We start from the raw sequence: 19,111 nt of genomic DNA, 5'->3' as shown, positions 1-19,111 counted from the left end.
ACCAAAGATGAAACCAATTAAACTAACCATGCAAGCCTTTGGTCCGTTTGCAAAAACTGAAATCATTCATTTTGAGAAGCTTGGCAGTAACCCTCTATTTTTGATTAATGGTCCTACAGGTTCCGGTAAAACGTCGATCTTAGATGCCATTTGCTTCGCCCTTTATGGTGAAACCACAGGTAATGAGCGACAAGGTATTCAGATGCGGTGTGACTTATCCGCGCAAGACTTACCAACCGAAGTAGTTCTCGAATTTTCGTTACACGGCAAACAATACCGAGTTGTTCGATCCCCTGAGCAGGAAGCGCCCAAGGCCCGTGGTGAAGGGATGACGATTAAAAAGCACACTGCGGCTCTTTATGAACTCGGTGAGACTGAAACGCTTATCACCAGCAAGACGACTCAGGTTAAAACTGAAGTTAGCAATATTATTGGCTTGAATGAAACTCAATTTCGTCAAGTTATGGTGTTGCCTCAAGGAAAATTCCGAGAACTGTTGCTTGCTAGCTCTAAAGAGCGTGAAGAAATTTTTGGCCAGCTCTTTCAAACTGACATATATAAAAAAATTGAGTACGCGCTCAAAGATAAAGCGAGTGCAATTAGTAAAGCGAAAGGCGAATTTGATAATCAAATTCGAGGTGCTTTACAAGTTGCAGAAGCGAGTTCTGAACAAGAACTATTACAACAACTGGAACAAGTAACTAAGCAATTAGAGTCTGATAAAAAGAATGAGCAAGCAGCGTTAGATAAGCTCAATACTGCTAAATCTGAATTGCAAAAAGCGGAAACCTTGAATGGAGAGTTTTCGAAACGAGAGCAAGCAGAAAGCGCACTCAAGCTGCATCTAGAACACTCAGATTCGATAAAAGCTCGTCAACAGCAATTAGAAAACGCTAAAAATGCCAATAAGATAGAGTTGCCCTACATCTCATTACAAAATGCAAAAGCTCAAACGCAAGAGCTTAGGCAAAAAATCGTAGCTTTGGAAGAGAGTCTCGAAAAAGCTAATGTCGTTGCGAGAGAACAAGAAAACTTGCAGCAAAGTGCAAAAAAGGCAGCGGCAAAGGTCCCGCAGTTAACGCAACTGCAGTATCAACTTGAAAGTATGAAAAACAAGTTGGTCGAGAAAGACAATTTGGAAAGTAAAATAACGGCGGGTTATCAACAAAAACAACAATTTGAAGCAACGTTAAAACAGTACATAGAACTAAAAGATAAGTTAACGTTACAGGCCCAGCAGGGACAGAAGGAGCTAGAGAAAGCACGAGTTGATGTTGCGCTTATTGGCAGCATCGATGCGGAAATAAAACAAAAACAACGGCTGTTACAGGATCTACAAAAGCTGCATGATCTTACTTTAGAGCTCTCTAAACTCAATGCGCTAACTGTAGGCAAGCAGCAGTCACTACACGAAGCCAGTCAGCGCTATATGCAGCGTCAACAAGCCGCTGATACGATAGAGCTTAAGTGGCACAACGCTCAAGCGGCAGTATTAGCGCAGCGACTAAAAGCAGGTGAAGCATGCCCGGTGTGTGGTAGCGAAACGCATCCTAACCCCGCAACGTTTGTTGAAGAAGCCGTTACAAAAGAGCAAGTTCAGGCGGCTAGAGCTAAAGAGCGAGAAGCTCAAACCTTGTTGAACCAACTAAGCAATCAGCTAGAACAACATAACGTTGTCATTAGTCAGTATCAGAATCAGTGTAACCAGTTGAAAGAGGAGTTGGGTGAGTATGCTACATCTGAGATCTCGACGGTTCAAAATGATTTGCAAGCGATCAATGCTCAACTCCTACGTCTACAAGCTATTGATATTGAAAAGCTAGAAAAGAACGTTGAACAGCTTAATCAACGCTGCGTCGTGGGTGAAAATAAAATTCATGAGCTGCAGAATAAAATGGCGGCAAATGAATCAACCGTTAAAGCGAACCAAGAACAATTGGCTCAATTACAAGCTTCTATTGACCCAAAATACAGTTCCGCTGACTTGCTTGAACGTGAAATTTTGCTGACAAAAGAGCAAATTCTGAGTTTGAACACAGGCTTAGAAAAGGCGCAAACCGCTTTGCAGCAAGCGATATTGGAGAAATCAAATGCGGAAAGTCACTTAGCGACGAACAAGCAGTGGTTATCTGAGTCAGAGCAAAAACTTAGCCAAGCAGAATTAGCGTGGAATGAGGCACTACAGGCGAGTAAATTTGAGGATGAAAGCCATTATCTAAGTAGTCGAGTGGGAGATGATGAACTTCAAGCCTGGCAGCAAGAAATAGACAGCTTCAAACAGGCACAAACCAAGCTTGAGCAAACACTACATGATTTAAATCATGCATTGAAAGATCTTGAAAGGCCTAATTTAGAGTCGTTTAACGATAGGTTAACCACTCTGCAGGCGCAATATATTGAAGTAAGGAATCAACTTGATACCACACGCTCAATATTTGAACGTCTTGAAAAGGTTCGTAAAGATATTGCCGTGTTGCATGAGAAAAATAGTAAGTTAGAAGAAGAATACAAAGTCTTTGGTACGTTGTACGACGTTGCTAGCGGTAAAACAGGCAGCAGGGTTAGCCTACATCGCTTTGTTCTTGGTGTACTGTTGGATGATGTGCTGATTCAGGCCTCTCAACGCTTAAGCCTTATGAGTAAAGGGCGCTATATTCTTGCTCGAAAAACAGAGGGCTTCAAAGGCGCTGCGGGTCGCGGCTTAGATTTAATGGTTGAAGATGGCTACACAGGAAAAACGCGTGATGTTGCGACACTTTCCGGCGGTGAATCATTTATGGCAGCGCTTGCTCTGGCACTTGGTTTGTCGGATGTTGTGCAATCCTATAGTGGCGGTATCCGTTTAGACACTTTATTTATTGATGAGGGCTTCGGTAGTTTAGATCCAGAGTCTTTAGATCTTGCTATTCAAACGCTAGTGGACCTGCAACAGACTGGGCGCATGATCGGTGTTATTTCTCACGTTTCTGAGCTGAAAGAGCAAATGGCGCAGAGGATTGATGTTGAACCATCAAGACTTGGTTCAACGGTGTCGATTAAATCTCAATGTCGCTTCGCTGTCTAATTCAGTGATTACTGTTAGATCAAAAAGCCCCTATTGTTAGGGGCTTTCTGACTAAGTCGCTACTGTTCGCAAAAGTGGCCTTCTTTTGGCGATTGGGTAATCGCATATTCGCCATCGAGGTTGCGATAAACAATCGTGTTCCAAACAGAGCCATCATCCAATTCAAACTCAATAGCATAGTTGACGCCGCTAACGATTTGCGCGTGAACATTCAGTATTTGTTTAAACGACGCTATTGTGTCCATTTTCTTTAAAACAAAGGCCATTGCCTTTTGTGCATCAGGGGTCGCGTTAAACTCATTCCACCCACCTGGCATGTTTCCTTGTGCATTACATACATCTGCCGAGGTCGTTAATTGTGTCGTTTCGCTCGGCTTTTCCTGCTGACAACCTGCAAGTAACACCAAAAGTGCACAAACTGACACTGTTTTTAATTTCATAACAATAACCTCTGTCTATAACGCAACGTATTATAGGAGGGTGATATGCCTACGAATGTCTATGTTGTGCAAAGTTTCTATATGCATAGGGTTAAATGCTGACAAAATGTACAAGCATGGTCAGCTTGTAAGTCAAAAATAGAGCAATCTTGTTATCGATTTGCTGAGATGACGAGGTTTCGGTGTTCAGCGCGCTATTGATGATAAAGAATTGTGATGTGTACCTATGAGGGCGATGGTGCGGCTTAGTGATCGATTTGTTATCTTCTAGAGTAAAATCAATCACTAATTAAAATTTAGGTGTTGTATGAAATCGATAAAAATATTTTTACTTTTGTCACTTGCAACTTTATTTGGTTGTACCTCGAAGCCGGATGGGGTGGAACCCGTCAATAATTTCGATTTAGAGCCATATCTAGGTAAGTGGTACGAAATTGCACGCCTAGACCATTCATTTGAGCGAGGCTTATCCAACGTTACCGCTGAGTATCAGGTTCGCGAGGATGGTGGGGTTAAGGTGATAAACCGTGGATATTCCGAAGAAGAGCGACAGTGGTCAGAAGCTGAAGGCAAAGCTTATTTTGTTGAAGATAAAACGGTTGGACACTTAAAGGTTTCCTTTTTTGGGCCAATATACTCTTCTTACATTGTTTTTGAGCTAGGTGAAAACTATGACTATGCGTTTGTTTCCGGTTACAACCACGACTATTTGTGGCTATTGTCTAGAACGCCTAACGTTGATGAGAGAGTAGTGGAGCGCTTTAAGTACGTAGCTAAAGAGAAAGGTTTCGCTATCGACGAGCTCATTTTTGTTGAACAAGAGAAACAAAGACAGCTTTAAGTTCATCAGCGTGGCTGAAAAAGCGGACAGAGGGGCAGCTTCCTAATTAAGAGCTCGGTTTGTCATTTCGCTTAACAGTAATTTGTTACCGCGTAACTTAATGTGGTCAAAATGGATATAGCCCCATCATTTGTGATTACTCGTGATGGGGCTTATATAAATTTGAGTGAGCGTCGAAAGGTTGATCTATCAACAAACGGTTATGGTTTACTTAATCAAACGAACGATCAGGGAACCTGGTGCTCGAATAGATTCAACATTGTGGCTAAGTACTGTGCCGCTTGTTGGGGCGGTGTAGCGTTTAATCTCAGCGCCAAAGCTGTCGTATTGAATCGCAAGAAGTTGACCTTGCTCGACAAAATCCATCAAACTGACATGAGGCAGTACAAAGCCGCCGTGTGTCGCTTTCACACTGATGATTTCGTTTCCTTCCAAGCATGACGTAATAGGGTCCATATCACCTTCAACAATGTTATGCTTTTTCAGCACATTAAAAATGCCTGTTACAGTTCGACTGATAAGTTCTTGCTCGGTGTATCGCCCCATACCTACTTCAACAGTAATGCTTGGGACACCATGGTTATTCCAGACCGTTTCAAGGACGCCAGCATCTCCAGGATCATTTAAAATCGCATCAGGATTAATGAGGCGAGCCATTTCTAATGATTGCTCGATTCGGAAATCTGCAAACACGTAAAGTGGATAGGCAGCACCACTGGTTTGAGTGTGAACGTCAATGGCTAAATCAGCATTTGGCTTGAGCAAATCATTCCACAATGCATATAAGTAACGTTGGGCCTCATTGCCGTTTTGGTCACCAGGAAAAAAGCGGTTTAAGTTTGCAGGAGACGCATCAGGGTCTGCGGAATAGAAATCGCGGCTGTGGTTTAGCATACCAGGCATGTTAATGGTTGGAACAATAGTGACAGTACCAGCGACTTCAGTGCCGATGAGCTCTCGAGCAGTTTTCTGCGCTGCTAACACACCATTGTACTCATCACCATGAACCCCTGCGGTAATCATGATCTTCTTGCCAGGTTTTTCACCTTTGAACACTAGCACAGGTAGGTGTTGCCACTGAGAGAGAGCATTCGTTGCGATGCGAAACCAAAACTTATGCTCGCCCGAATTTAGGTCTGCTACATTGAGAGATTGAATCACTTGATGACCTTGAATCACGTCATCGAGAAATTGTGTTGCCATTAAAGTTACCACTCCAAAACCATAAGCTAATCTAAAACCTTAGCGTCGTCATACCATGAATATTAATAAGGCGAGAACATGTCTCGCCTTAATTACCAATTGGCTTCGTTTTACGCAAAACCCATAATATGAGCTGCGATAACGACGATACTTGATAGGGTAAAGAGTAATAGAATAAATCGCCAGCAGAATTTTGCCCAGTCACCCCAGTCGATACGGCAGACACCAAGCGTTGCCATGAGAGATGCCGAAGTAGGGACGATAACGTTAGTAAAGCCATCGCCAAGTTGGAATGACAAAACTGCCACTTGGCGCGTAACTCCTGCAATGTCTGCCAGAGGGGCCAGTAGAGGCATCGTTAGTGCCGCTTGTCCAGAGCCCGAAGTGACGAAGAAGTTGAAGATAGATTGGAATACATACATTAACCATGCCGCAGCCACGTCAGGAAGCCCGCTAATCACGCCGCCAGCACTGTTTAGAATTGAGTTCAGTACACTCGCTTCATCAGTTGTACCACCACCAAGGATCAACAATACACCTTTTGCACAACCCACTAACAGGGCAGGTGCAAGCATAATAGCTGCACCTTCTTTAAATGCATCAGCTGCGCAGTTTAGCGTCATACCGTTCAGGCGGAAAATCGTACCGATGATCGCGACAACAAAGCCCATAGTGAAAAATTGAGACGCGATTTCTGGGATGTACCATGCGTTAGCGACTACGCCCCAAACGACCCACACCGTGGTCGCAATAACCGTAAGGATAACGAGTGTGTCACCTAGGTTCCAACGAGAATCTTGATTGCCAAGCTCTTGCTGACGGAAATACTGGTCTGTGCGATGGCTGTAAGAAAGTTTAGGATTTGACTTCACACGAGCGGCGTAGATCATTGTGAAAGCGATACCGATTAACGTAAAGCCAGCCCATAACCCCATGCGTACTGTCATGCCGGATAAAACAGGTACACCCGCAATGCCTTGCGCAATAGCTACGGAAAAAGGGTTCATCCAAGAAGTAGCGAAGCCAATTTGAGTCGCAACATAGGTAACCATTACCGTAGTGATACCATCATAACCAAGGCGAACCATAAGCGGCGCGATAATAATCGCAAACGCTACGGCTTCTTCACCCATACCAAATACCGCACCGCCTAGCGAGAACAGCAAAAATAGCACTGGAATGAATAGCGCTTCGTTACCTTTGGTCTTATCGATAAGGCGCAGGATACCGTTATCGATTGTGCCTGTGCGCATTACAACGCCGAAAGCACCGCCGATAACCAACATGAACATAATCACGCCGATCGCGCTGCCCCATTTAGAGCCAGAAACTAGCCCTTCGAAAGGGAAGTTCATCAAACCAATGCCACCACCAGAAGCAAACAGGCCAACCTTGTTGTAAACCAATTCACCGTTTTCGTCGGTTGCATAAGAGAAAGAAGAAGGATCGATAACTGTGCGAGTTTTTTCTGCACCGTCGACCATGTAGGTCACCTGTTGGCTATCAAAATGACCAGCAGGAATTAAGTAGGTAAGAATCGCAGCAAGAATACCAACAATGAAGATCAAAATGAGGGTATCTGGCATCTGCCACGACTTAGGGGTAGCAACCGAGTCTGCTGGTTGCGCATGTGTGTGAGACATAACTTACTTCACGTCAAATTCAATAAAGCATGAAATGTCGATAAAATAGAATAAAAAGTCAATATTAATGCTTATGTTGAACTATAAATTCATCAAATATTTGAAGTGAAGTTAATTTGATTGTTTTGTGGTCAAATGTTGGGTTAATGTTTCAATATGTGTTGAGTTTGGATGATTCACGAGCTTTCATAGTACATCTACAGGTGATCTAATCACTTGATTTCTGTCTGTTCTGCATAAAAAGCAGCGACATCACGAAGGTCTTCATCATTTAACATTTTTAACTGTGCTGCCATCATTTCTGCAAGTGGCCCTTTACGCTCACCGGCTTGATAAGATTTCATTGCATTGTAAAGGTACTGAGCATTTTGACCAGCAAGGCTTGGATAGGTGTTGTTCGTTGCGATGCCTTTAACACCGTGACAATAGACACAGCTAGGTGATTTGATTTTACCTTTATCAGCATCACCAAACGGCTCGGCATGGATAGCGGAAGAGAAAATAAAAGAGATTAGAAGTACAAATCTGAGCATGGAGGTTATCTATTCGCTAAAAATCATGCCGATACAATAAAGCTTCCCCTTAGGGGAAGCTCAATGATCAAAATCAAATTAAAGTAGAGATTTTATACTTGATAAGAAAGTGTCGATGTCTTTCGCTGAAATATCTTTATGAGTTACAAAACGAATTGGATTTCCAGGGGTTATCGTGATGTTTTGTTCCTTTAGTTTCGCAGCGATACTTACTATGTCCACTTGAGGATCAAGCTTCGCGAACACAATGTTCGTTTGAACAAATTCAGGGTTGACTGAAAAACCAGGCAGTTCTGCTAAACCTTCCGCTAAGGTTTTTGCGTTGATGTGATCTTGTTTTAGCTGTTCCACTTGTTCGGTAAGGGCAAGTTTGCCTGCTGCGGCAAGAATACCCGCTTGACGCATACCACCGCCGACCATCTTTCTTAAGCGACGTGCTTTTGCGATGTAGTCTTTGCTACCAAGCAGTAGCGAGCCAACAGGGGCAGCCAGACCTTTCGACAGACAGATCGTCATTGAATCAAAGTACTGACCGATCTCTTTTACCGGAACATCAAGTGCAACGGCTGCATTAAAAACGCGAGCGCCATCTAGATGCATCTGCAAGTTATGTTTATTCACGAAGTCACGTGCTTCTGCTAAGTAAGACAGAGGTAGTGCTTTACCATTAATTGTGTTTTCTAAGCTGAGAAGCTTAGTGCGAGCAAAGTGACAATCATCTGGTTTAATCGCAGCAGCCAGTTTATCAAATGGTAGCGTGCCATCTGGGTTATTTTCGACTGGTTGAGGTTGAATTGATCCCAAAACCGCCGCGCCACCAGCTTCGTATTTGTAGTTATGTGCTTGTTGCCCACATAGATATTCATCTCCCCGCTCGCAATGCGCCATTAAACCGAGCAGATTGGCTTGAGTGCCTGAAGTGGTAAACAAAGCTGCTTCGAAACCAGCAAGCTGCGCAGCAAATTTTTCAAGCTCATTGACCGTAGGGTCATCACCATAAACATCATCCCCAACGGGGGCCTTAAACATGGCTTCTCGCATGGCTTGGGTGGGCTGTGTAACGGTATCTGATCGAAAATCCATGAATGTCTCCTTGGTCAAAGTCCTAAATATATCCGCAAAGGCGCGCTTTGCTTAAGCAAGCGATCGTTTTGGCATCGGTGATCGTGCCATCGACAATCTTTTCTTCGAGTTGCTTGATTGACAAGGTGACGACCTCAATCACTTCGTCTTCATCGCACTCGTAACGGTTTGTTTTGTTGAGCTTTTCGGCAACAAATAGATACTGTATCTCATCACAAAATCCGGCAAGAGGGGTGACTTGGCCGAGAGACGTGAATTTCTCTGCACTAAACCCAGTTTCTTCCTCTAACTCTCTTTTGGCGCAGCAGAGTGGCTCTTCGTTGCCTTCCCTGGTACCAGCAGGAAGTTCCAATAGCCATTTATTAAGTGAAGGCCGAAATTGGTGGACAAGGACAATCTCACCCTCCGCTGTAATAGGGAGAATCACTGCAGCGCCCGGATGATGGATTGTGGTGTGCGTAATTGCCTGTCCTGTAGGAAGCATAACGTCTTCTTCAATCAGAGAAATTTGCTTCCATTTATGAATTATCTTGCTCATGCAGTTATGAACCCTAGCTGTTACCGCATTTTTGACGTTTTTCGACATTAACCACAAATGGTGGGAAACAAAAGCAAAAAATACTGCAACACGACGAAAGCGTTTGCACTTTAAGTGAGCAATATCTCATAAATGGAAACTTTGATTGCTTCGTCAAGATGGGGAAAAGCATCTGCTATAAGGGGAATTCGACAAAATACATTTGTAACAAAGTTATAACAAGTGTATAAAAATGTTAACGCAATACCACTTCAGTAGCCGGAGAACGTATGACACAAACCTTATTTGCCTCAAATGCCGAAAAAGCGCTTCTCTCAGAACGCATCAATAAATTGGCGAAAGCGTTAACGGATGGCGTTTATGAGCGTGAACATACGATCAAGCTCTGCCTTCTTGCTGCACTTGCTGGTGAAAGTGTTTTTCTTTTAGGCCCCCCTGGTATTGCAAAAAGCTTAATTGCCAAACGACTCATCCAAGCGTTCGATAACAGCAGTTACTTCGAATACCTGATGACGCGCTTCTCAACCCCTGAAGAGGTGTTTGGGCCACTGAGTATCCAAGAGCTAAAAGACAACGGCCGTTATGTTCGCTTAACTAAAGGGTATTTGCCAACTGCACAAGTCGTATTTTTGGATGAAATCTGGAAGGCGGGGCCTGCAATTCTTAACACATTGCTGACAGTGGTTAATGAGAAAACATTCAAAAATGGCAGCGATATCGAGCGTGTGCCAATGCGCTTGTTGGTATCGGCTTCCAATGAATTACCCGATGAAGATAGTGGATTGGATGCGCTCTACGACCGCATGTTGGTGCGTGTGTTTGTGAATCGAATTCAGAATAAACAAAACTTTAAGTCGATGTTGACTGTGGGCACATCGCAAGAGGCACAAGTACCAGAAGGCCTAGCGATAACTGATGAAGAATATCATCAATGGCAACAACAGCTCGACAAATTGACGTTAACCGACAATGCATTCGAAAAGCTTTTCCAGCTTAAAACGATGTTAGAAAGCAAAGTTGAAGCTCAGTTTGGTGATGTGGCCAATACCGATATGTATGTCTCTGACCGCCGCTGGAAGAAAGCCGTGAAGTTGTTAAAAGCGAGCGCGTTTTTTAATGGTCGCGATGAAATCAATCCTCTTGACCTTCTACTGTTGCAAGATTGTTTATGGAACAGTCCTGAATCGCGAGATGTGGTACGTGAAGTGGTTCAAGAGTTCGCCTTAAAACATGCATTTGATCAACAAGACGCGGAGCAGGAAATTGAGTACTGCCGTGAGTCTTTGGTTGATGTTCAACATGAACTAGAAGATGCCTACCGCATGACGTTAACGTCTGAAGCGGCAACGGGTATTTTGCGTAAAGAAACCATGCGCTTTGATACCTCTAAAGCCAAGATGTACAAAGTTGGCGCAGCCGTTAACTTAGTTAAATTGGTTGTCTTGCAAAGTAACATGTCGGTTTCAGAATCAGAAAAAGGTGATAGCCGCTGGGTTTATGTACCCAAAGATGAGTTAGATCGAGTCATTAAAGAGGGAAGCGGTGATGTGTATGGTTACGTCAATCAAAACACCAACATGTGCCGTTTACGATTTGACGTTGACGCGGCGAATAACCTAGCTATCCGTGATATCGCGAATCGAGGCATTTTGGTTAGCCTAGTGACTCAAGAGGGCTTGGATGTAGAGCTCTACCAAAAGTGGTTAACGCAGAGCGAAAAAGCCGTAAATCAGCTTAGTGAGGCAGAACACCATATGCGCAAGGTGAAAGCGAACTTTCATGATGCGCTTCCGCATAGCTTTGTTGATCCTGAATTACCCCGCCTAATGGAGTCGAGTCTGCAACAGGTTAGTCAGAGACTTGAATCAATCCAAGCAGAAAGTGAAAAAGTTATCCAACGCTTTAAAAACTTAAATCAGTTTTTCTCATAAGGAGACGACATGCTAGGTGCAGACGGACTTAACCTCGCGCTGATGGTGGCCGACTCTGGCATCATCGATAGCGCAGTTAATGATTTGATGGCGCGTTCACAAGTCATGATGATGGCAGAAAACCGAGGTGTTAAATCTTCGGTCAAAGGTCACTTGTTAAAGTGGCGAGGCAGCGTCAAAAAACGGATCACCAAGGTATGTGAGACAGAGCGTTTCCAACAAGAGCTGTCTTTATATCAAGAGGTCATTCACTGGGATGAGGAGGCGTTTTTTGAAAACATCGAAGATGTGATTAAAAAGCTGGAATGGCACTCTGCGTTTTACATGCAAGCTCGCCGAATGATGGAAAAGAACAAAGGGATGAATAACCCTATGTTCCCTCATTACTTTTGTGATCAATGGTACCAAAGCCTCACCGATGCAATAAAACAAGCGCAAGTAAGCGAGCTTGAAGCCAATAAAGAAAAGGTGCTGAATGACCTGTATCAACGTATGGAAACCATGCGTAATATGGATAAAGTCACGGAGTCGGGTGACGCTGAAAGTGTAGGGCGCCTGTGGGATATGGCATCTGCCAAGTTGAGTAAAACAGACTTAACGGTGATGAAACGCCATGCTGAGTTTCTGGAGAAGCACCAAGGCTTGCAAGAAATTGCGGAGCAACTCGGTCGTATGGCGGGGCAAGTAAATGATCCTGAACTAAATCGTGCGCCCACTGAAGAACTTCAATTGGTCGAAGAGAAAAGTGATGAGGCGACGGATGATATTGTCGGTATTCACGAAAGCGATGATCTAAATAAGCTACTTCCCAACGAAACGATGTTTTTGGCGTATCCTGAACTTGAAGTTGTGTTCTATAAACACTTAGTTGATAAACGGCTCATGAACTATCGTACACAAGGCAAATCGCGCACGTTACGTAAAGTTAAAGCTCACCGACCTGACCATAAAGCGGTAGATATCGAAAAAGGCCCCTTCATTGTTTGTGTGGACGCGTCCGGTTCCATGAGTGGCTTTCCTGAGCAATGCGCCAAAGCCATGGCTTATGCTCTGATGCAAATCGCACTAGCGGAGCAACGTGATTGCTATGTCATTATTTTTTCTACGGAACACATTACCTACGAACTAACCAAACAAGATGGTCTGCGCGAGGCGGCGGACTTTCTAACTTATAGCTTCCATGGTGGTACAGACTTAGAGCCAACTTTGATTAAATCTATCGACTTGATGAGCGGTGATAAATATAAAAACGCAGACATGGTAGTCATTTCCGACTTTATCGCGCCAAAACAACAAGACGAGTTACTGGCCAAAGTGGATGCGCTCAAAGCGAAGAAAAACCGTTTTCACGCGATTAGCTTATCGAAATACGGAAATCCTGCATTAATGTCGATGTTTGATCACACTTGGTCTTATCACCCTAATGTTGTGGGAAGATTGCTAAAAAGGGTCAGCAACTATTAAACGCCTTAATGTTTCATGGGACAAAACAAACTGAAAGCGAGATTTATATTGCTTCGTTTTAAGCCAATAAGATCGAACTTTGGTCGAATTGACTTAAAAGAAATCAAACGAACAGAAAATGAAATATTTTTGTTTGACTATCTTCTCTCAATCCGTAAAGTAGCCACCAACGCAACGGGGTAGAGCCCTGAAGCGTAGTAAAAAGGCGCCTTGGCAGAGTGGCTATGCAGCGGATTGCAAATCCGTGGACCTCGGTTCGACTCCGGGAGGCGCCTCCATTATTCTTTTGAGAGTGAATGGCTTTCGAGAATAAATGCGACACTAGCTCAGTTGGTAGAGCGCAACCTTGCCAAGGTTGAGGTCACGAGTTCGAACCTCGTGTGTCGCTCCAAATTATTCAGATATGGCCATGCCGGTATCTCGATGCCAAGTGCATCAACTTAAAACCAGCGAAAGCTGGTTTTTTTGTATCTGAAGACTGATAAATTCACACCATCTCTTTTTCATTACCTGTGAGCTTAGCAACCCCATCTCTGTCACGAGTTTCTGATATTAAGTGTGACCCGATGTTTCGCACCTCAGCCAATTTCAGTTTACAATACGGGCTTCCAAAGGATTTGACGAAGACGCATGAGAAATACCGACGATTACATCATTTTTTATCACTTGATCGAGCAAGGTTCATTCAGTGCTGCCGCGAGACATATGTCACTGACCAAATCGGTCGTCAGTAAACGCATTGCCAAGCTTGAACAAGAGCTTGGTGTACAGCTTCTCTACCGAACAACGCGAACGCTAACGTTGACTGAAGCAGGACGAGCGTTTTTTACTCATGCAAAAGCGGTTTATCAAGCGGTGGCAACGGCGGAAGAATCCATTGTGGGTTTAGGTAAAAACTTATCTGGACACATTAAAATTTCGGTGCCTACTATCTCTGGTGAATTAATTCTTCCTCAAGTGATTAATGAATTTAATCAGAAATACCCAGACATCAATATCGATATGGATCTAGATAATCGTTTCGTCGATATCGTGAATGAACGTTTTGATTTGGCAATTAGAACGGGTGTGTTGCCAGATTCTAGTCTGATTGCAAGAAAGCTGGTGGATGCGAATTGGATCATTTGCGCGTCACCCCAATACCTAGCTAAACATGGCATACCTAAACAACCTCAAGCCTTGGCTAAACACAATTGTTTAGTCTATTCCTACCAAGAAACCGGAGCGCATGAGTGGGCGTTTAAAGATGGAGACGAGGTATATCAAATCACCGTCGACGGTAACCTCTGTACCAACAACTCTTCGGTATTGAGAAATGTGGCGCTGTTAGGGCAGGGAATCATCTATGTACCGCGTGTCTTGGTTTATGAAGACTTAAAGCAAGGCAGTCTGATTCAGTTATTTAAAGACGAAACCGCCAAATGTTTGGGTATTTATGCGGTGTATCCTTACACTCGTCAACAACCAGAAAAAATTAAGATCTTCATTGATCATCTATACACCAGCTTTCAAAGTCAAAATCATCGATTTTAAGACAATAACTCAACACTAATCGTTATGTTGGTGTTGAGTTATTGTTTCCATCTTCATTTCTAATAATTCTTATAAATTTAGAAGCTTAAGCTTTCTCCTTGTTTTATCACTAATATTGATAACAAGATGCTGCGCACAACTGTTAACAAGTGGTTTTGCTATTGTTTCTTTTAAGAAACGGTCTGTTTCTTGCGTTAAATTTTCCGAATGTGAAAGATAAGTGACAGAAAAATAAAAGAATTATTTTGTTTGTTGTCTATTGGTTAGGTGTTGCTCGCCTGCCTGACATAGACGCCGAGAAAAGGACTGCTTATAGTGGCTCAAACGCCCATTACCGTCACTAAACGGTGATGTGAGCGAAGTACAATAACTAGAGATACGGATATGAAACAAAAGCAGCTGATTGACGAATTTAAAACTATCGTTGGGGAAGAAAATGTCCTAACCGACGAGGTTAAAACAAAATACTACCGCTCAGGTTTTCGCTCAGGTAGTGGCACTGCGCTTGCTATCGTGTTTCCTAATACTCTTGTAGAACAATGGAAGATAATTAAACAGTGCGTTGAAGCAAACTGCATTATTATTATGCAGGCTGCCAAAACAGGTTTAACAGAAGGCTCAGCTCCAAGTGGTAATGATTATGACCGTGATGTGGTCGTGATCAATATTACCAAAATCAAGAAGATTCACTTATTAGATGGCGGTAAGCAGGCGGTTTGCTTGCCTGGTGCGAGCTTACACTCTTTGGAGAAAGAGTTGAAGGCAGTGAACCGAGCACCGCATTCTATCATCGGCTCTTCATCGCTAGGTGCCACTGTGGTCGGTGGTATCGCCAATAACTCAGGCGGTGCGCTAGTTAAGCGTGGTCCTGCTTATACGGAACTGGCGATCTATGCGCAGGTGGATAAGCAAGGCCAGTTACATCTGGTGAACCACCTTGGTATTGAAGGGTTAGGTGAAACGCCAGAAGAAATTCTAACAAACCTGCAAGAAGGGAACTTTGACCCAGCGAAGATCATTCATGATGAGCGAATGGCGTCAGACAAAGAATACGATGAACGTGTTCGAGACGTGACTTCTGACATTCCTTCTCGCTTTAATGCCGATGAACGCCGATTATTTGAAGCCAGTGGCTGCGCTGGTAAGTTGGGAGTTTTTGCCGTTCGGGTTGACAGCTACCCAGTACCCGAAAAAGAGCAGGTTTTTTACCTTGGCACCAATGACCCTGCGAAACTAACGAAGTTGCGAAAAGACTTCTTATCTACGTTTGATAACTTGCCTGAGATGGGAGAATACTTGCATCGAGATATCTTCAACATGGCAGAGAAGTACGGCAAGGATGTGTTCTTATCCATCGACTTGTTAGGCACAGATAAGCTGCCAAAAATGTTCGCACTTAAAGCTAAGGTAGAAAATTTCTTAGAGCGCATCCCGTTTGTCAGTAAATATCTGCCAGACACCATTTTGTACTACGCGAGCAAGTTGTTCCCACAACATTTACCAGAGCGAATGCTGGATTTCCGTGACAAGTATGAGCATCACCTGGTATTGAAAATGAGTGATGGTGGTATTGCTGAAGCACAAAAATACCTCAAAGAAGTTTGGGCTGTTGAAGACGACTGTGATTTCTTCGAGTGTACGCCGGAAGAAGGTAAAAAAGCTTATTTACATCGCTTTGCAGCCGCTGGTGCAGCAATTCGGTACGAGACAATTCATCGAAAAGACGTAGAAGACATCGTTGCACTTGATATCGCATTGCGACGCAATGATGAAGAGTGGCTAGAAACTTTGCCTGAAGAGGTGAGTAAGAACCTTGTTCAAGCGCTCTATTATGGTCACTTTATGTGTTACGTCTTCCATCAAGATTACATTTTCAAAAAAGGGACTGACACGAAGTTGATGAAAAAGCTGATGCTAGAGCACCTCAATAGCCGTGGTGCCAAATACCCAGCAGAACATAATGTGGGTCACTTGTATGAAGCCGAAAACTCGTTGCAGAAGTTTTACCACGAATTAGACCCAACCAATACCTTTAACCCTGGTATTGGTAAAATGGACAAATATAAGCGCAATTGTAACTGCTGTGCGTAATGTGCTGTCTCACTATGATTAATAATCGTTGTTCATCGTTCAAATGATGAGCATAAGATAAGCCCTGATGACACTTGTGACATCAGGGCTTTGTGTTTTGGGTCTTTTATTGATGACTGGTATCGGCGTTGAAACAGCGACTAAAGAGCACGTACCGCGGCGGCGGCGATGATGCCTGCTGCAATTGCGGGTAGAGGCTTTTTCACGATGAACATGACAACGGCAGTAGAAAACAGTGCTGCTCTAGCACCGTTATCACCCTCTACTGCTAGCGGAGCTAAAAGCGCAACCAATACAGAGCCTGACATCGCAGTAATGAAACGTTGAACCCGTTCGCCAATTGGAATGAATGACATAACATACACTCCGCCCCAGCGGGTTATGAGCGTGACTAGCGCCATAGCGATGATGATAAGCAGTGTGCCACCTAAGGTTGTTTCGATGTTCATGCTTTCTTCTCCTTCCAACAAGCACCCAAGACTCCGCCAGTAATGGCGCCAACCACTACGTGGCTATTCTCTGGCAAATACCAATACGCCAACATAGAAGATGCCGCTGCTATGGCCCAAATCGCAAAGATTCTTAAGTCTTTCGGCCCGGCTACCACCATAGACAGCAGGAAGCACCCCATAACCATATCGAGCCCTAGGGCTACCGGATCTTTGATTACGCTACCAAAATAAATGCCGATCCAGGTGCCCACAATCCAAAAAGACCACATCGCTAAGCCGCCACCAATAAGCAAGCCAAAGCCTGGTTCTTTTCTACCAAATGCATTGAGTGCCATTGCCCAGTTAGCGTCTGATGCTACCAGCATTACACCGTAACGTTTTGTTGGTGGGAGTTGTCGTAACCATGGATAAAGTGTGGCTCCCATCAAGAGGTGACGAGCATTAATAGCAAATACAGTAATAAGAACTGGAATGAGAGGGACTTCTGCTCCCCACATTTCTAACGTGGCAAATTGTGAAGCACCGGCGAAGACCAGTGTGCTCATCAACATAGTGGGAAATACATCTAGTCCAGTCTGTACGGCAGCAACACCGAAAGCGAGGCCAAATATGACCACGAACATAGAGAGGGGTAAAAGTTGGGTGAATCCGTTCCAGACGTCAAGCCGATTAAATTCGTGCAACTCAGTGGAGGAGCGTTGAAGATGTTGAGTATTTTCTGTCATAGAGATACCTAGCTAGCAGGCAAAGGGGCAGTGCCATACGAGTGTGTTTGTTATTCTTTTGTAAACTTCATGTTTAACATCAATTAGAGGGGCTTTCAAACACTAAGTGCTATATAAAAATGAGCCATCCAAGCGGCTTTAAGAAACAGAGTGTAGAGAGTCGTACTTGGTAGTGCTAAAGGAGAGTAAAACAACAGAAATAGTAAGCTCTGTTTAATTGATAACATCACGAGCTAGTACAGATTAGTAAATAAGAAAGAAAGCGAGCACGAGGCTCGCTTTTTCGGTCTGTTACGAATAACTGAGTAGGTTTATTTTACGTAGACACGAGGGTTCGCGCTTCCCCAAACCGTGTAAAGTTCAGGGAAGATGACTTCTGCGTGTTTTTCCATCTCAGCAGCTGAAATCGTTTTGCCTTGTTGGGAGCCAAACAAAACAACTTCAGAACCAGGCTCAACATCTTTGATACCTGTAACATCTACCATTGTAGTGTTCATTGAAGCAACGCCCGCAACTTTTGCACGTTGGCCATTGATCAGAACTTCTGCTGTATTCCCCATTTTTCGTGGGTAACCATCAGAGTAACCAACAGGAATGTTCGCCATTAAGCTTTCTTTGCTTGTTGTGTAGCTGCTGTCGTAACCGACTGTGCTATTTTTTGGCAGGTGGTGAACGGATGCCACGCGTGTTTTGAAAGACACGATAGAAGGGTACTCAGGGTTAGTGGGTAAGTCTCCGTATAAAACGCCACCAGGACGAACCATATCAAGCTGCGCCTCAGGAACATTAAGCGCGGTGTAAGAGTTAGCTACGTGCAGTAAAATGTTGTCGCGTTTTAGATTCGCTTCTTTAATCAGCCATGCAGAACTGTCTTTGAATGAAGCTAACTTTTGGCGCACGTCGTCTGCATTGTAGTTAGGGAAATGAGTCATGATACCAACAATACTAACGCCAGTTTGTTGAGCGATTTCTAGCGCTTCTTTCTTGCCCGCTTCTGTCGTCATATCAACACCATTACGCCCCATACCACCGTCGTTCAGAGCAAGGTGAGCTTTGATTTCTTTACCAGCTTTCTCGGCTAGTTTAGACAGTGCTTTAGCTTGCTCTGCTGTGCCTATCAACTCTTCGACATTTAGGTCGATTGCGGCTTCAATCTCGCCAATATCCGCTGAGCGTACACGCATAAGTTGGCCTTTAAAGCCACTGTCGCGAACAGTTTGTGCTTCGGCGTTACTTGCAACGGCAACGCAAGGAATTTGTTGTTCGATAATAGTCGGCATCAGGCCTGCGATACCATTACCGTATGCGTCGGCTTTCATCACGGCGCAGATTTTCGTTTTGCCATCCATGTGCGATTTAAACTGCTCAATATTATCGCGGAACTGACCTAAGTTTATTTCTAGCCAAGCGTTAGCACCTTGAACTTGCTCTGCTTTTGCTGCTGTATTGCTAATTTGAAGAGGAGCAGCAGTAGCTTGCATTACAGGAGCCGCGATTGCAGCAGCGATAGTCAGTGATAGTAAGGTTTTATTTAAGCGCATAAAGTCTCCGTACGCGTTTTTTGTATTGG

Annotated in this window: 15 protein-coding genes and 2 tRNA genes; 8 read left to right on the top strand and 9 right to left on the bottom strand. The window is 43.8% G+C overall.

Annotation, left to right across the window (positions count from 1 at the left end; translation table 11 throughout):
* The first annotated feature begins 7 nt into the window (after positions 1-7).
* Complete coding sequence (locus R7Q41_RS13585; RefSeq protein WP_262606014.1) at positions 8-3,064, top strand: SMC family ATPase; 3,057 nt, start codon at positions 8-10, stop codon at positions 3,062-3,064.
* 59 nt (positions 3,065-3,123) lie between these two features.
* On the opposite strand, the gene R7Q41_RS13580 is transcribed toward R7Q41_RS13585, so the two are convergent.
* Positions 3,124-3,504, bottom strand: a complete 381-nt coding sequence (locus R7Q41_RS13580; RefSeq protein WP_005387498.1) for a cystatin domain-containing protein — start codon at positions 3,502-3,504, stop codon at positions 3,124-3,126.
* Positions 3,505-3,811: 307 nt separating this feature from the next.
* On the opposite strand from R7Q41_RS13580, the gene R7Q41_RS13575 reads away from it, so the two are divergent.
* Entirely contained in the window at positions 3,812-4,345 is a 534-nt protein-coding gene (locus tag R7Q41_RS13575) for a lipocalin family protein (RefSeq protein WP_054576742.1), read from the top strand.
* A gap of 207 nt (positions 4,346-4,552) precedes the next feature.
* Here the strand turns inward: R7Q41_RS13575 and R7Q41_RS13570 are convergent, their stop codons facing one another.
* The 5 genes from R7Q41_RS13570 to R7Q41_RS13550 form a co-directional block, all read right to left on the bottom strand.
* Positions 4,553-5,548: a succinylglutamate desuccinylase/aspartoacylase family protein gene (locus tag R7Q41_RS13570; RefSeq protein ID WP_042520988.1), complete on the bottom strand. Its 996-nt coding sequence runs from the start codon at positions 5,546-5,548 to the stop codon at positions 4,553-4,555.
* 110 nt (positions 5,549-5,658) lie between these two features.
* On the bottom strand, positions 5,659-7,191 hold the full coding sequence (yfcC, locus tag R7Q41_RS13565) for a putative basic amino acid antiporter YfcC (RefSeq protein WP_005387492.1): 1,533 nt from the start codon (positions 7,189-7,191) through the stop codon (positions 5,659-5,661).
* Between the two features lie 212 nt (positions 7,192-7,403).
* Positions 7,404-7,724 (bottom strand): c-type cytochrome, encoded by a 321-nt coding sequence (locus R7Q41_RS13560; RefSeq protein ID WP_186585269.1) that lies wholly within the window; start codon positions 7,722-7,724, stop codon positions 7,404-7,406.
* Between the two features lie 78 nt (positions 7,725-7,802).
* The gene (ltaE, locus tag R7Q41_RS13555; RefSeq protein WP_182038317.1) at positions 7,803-8,807 is read right to left on the bottom strand and encodes a low-specificity L-threonine aldolase; all 1,005 of its coding nucleotides are present in this window, start codon (positions 8,805-8,807) and stop codon (positions 7,803-7,805) included.
* A 22-nt stretch (positions 8,808-8,829) separates the two neighbouring features.
* On the bottom strand, positions 8,830-9,345 hold the full coding sequence (locus R7Q41_RS13550; protein WP_017820203.1) for an NUDIX hydrolase: 516 nt from the start codon (positions 9,343-9,345) through the stop codon (positions 8,830-8,832).
* A gap of 269 nt (positions 9,346-9,614) precedes the next feature.
* On the opposite strand from R7Q41_RS13550, the gene R7Q41_RS13545 reads away from it, so the two are divergent.
* From R7Q41_RS13545 to dld, 6 genes are all read left to right on the top strand, one after another.
* Positions 9,615-11,276, top strand: a complete 1,662-nt coding sequence (locus R7Q41_RS13545; protein ID WP_158173101.1) for an ATPase RavA domain-containing protein — start codon at positions 9,615-9,617, stop codon at positions 11,274-11,276.
* Between the two features lie 9 nt (positions 11,277-11,285).
* Complete coding sequence (viaA, locus tag R7Q41_RS13540) at positions 11,286-12,740, top strand: ATPase RavA stimulator ViaA (RefSeq protein ID WP_064354821.1); 1,455 nt, start codon at positions 11,286-11,288, stop codon at positions 12,738-12,740.
* Positions 12,741-12,944: 204 nt separating this feature from the next.
* Positions 12,945-13,018: transfer RNA gene (locus R7Q41_RS13535), tRNA-Cys, on the top strand.
* 37 nt (positions 13,019-13,055) lie between these two features.
* Positions 13,056-13,131, top strand: a tRNA-Gly gene (locus R7Q41_RS13530).
* A 239-nt stretch (positions 13,132-13,370) separates the two neighbouring features.
* Positions 13,371-14,273, top strand: coding sequence for a LysR family transcriptional regulator (locus tag R7Q41_RS13525; protein ID WP_005375982.1), 903 nt, complete (start codon positions 13,371-13,373; stop codon positions 14,271-14,273).
* A 384-nt stretch (positions 14,274-14,657) separates the two neighbouring features.
* Positions 14,658-16,364, top strand: coding sequence for a D-lactate dehydrogenase (dld, locus tag R7Q41_RS13520; RefSeq protein WP_054578961.1), 1,707 nt, complete (start codon positions 14,658-14,660; stop codon positions 16,362-16,364).
* A gap of 140 nt (positions 16,365-16,504) precedes the next feature.
* Here dld and R7Q41_RS13515 read toward each other — a convergent pair whose 3' ends face one another.
* From R7Q41_RS13515 to alr, 3 genes are all read right to left on the bottom strand, one after another.
* Positions 16,505-16,813 carry an AzlD family protein gene (locus tag R7Q41_RS13515; protein ID WP_182038315.1) on the bottom strand — a complete coding sequence of 103 codons (309 nt, stop codon included), beginning with the start codon at positions 16,811-16,813 and terminating at the stop codon, positions 16,505-16,507.
* Entirely contained in the window at positions 16,810-17,541 is a 732-nt protein-coding gene (locus tag R7Q41_RS13510) for an AzlC family ABC transporter permease (protein WP_182038313.1), read from the bottom strand. Before R7Q41_RS13510 ends, R7Q41_RS13515 begins: the two co-directional genes overlap by 4 nt.
* 311 nt (positions 17,542-17,852) lie before the next feature.
* Positions 17,853-19,082, bottom strand: a complete 1,230-nt coding sequence (gene alr / locus R7Q41_RS13505; RefSeq protein WP_182038311.1) for an alanine racemase — start codon at positions 19,080-19,082, stop codon at positions 17,853-17,855.
* Between the last annotated feature and the right edge of the window lie 29 nt (positions 19,083-19,111).

Source organism: Vibrio sp. 2096 (genome assembly GCF_033339595.1).
Lineage (GTDB): Bacteria > Pseudomonadota > Gammaproteobacteria > Enterobacterales > Vibrionaceae > Vibrio > Vibrio alginolyticus.
This window is presented reverse-complemented; position numbering and strand designations above follow the sequence as displayed.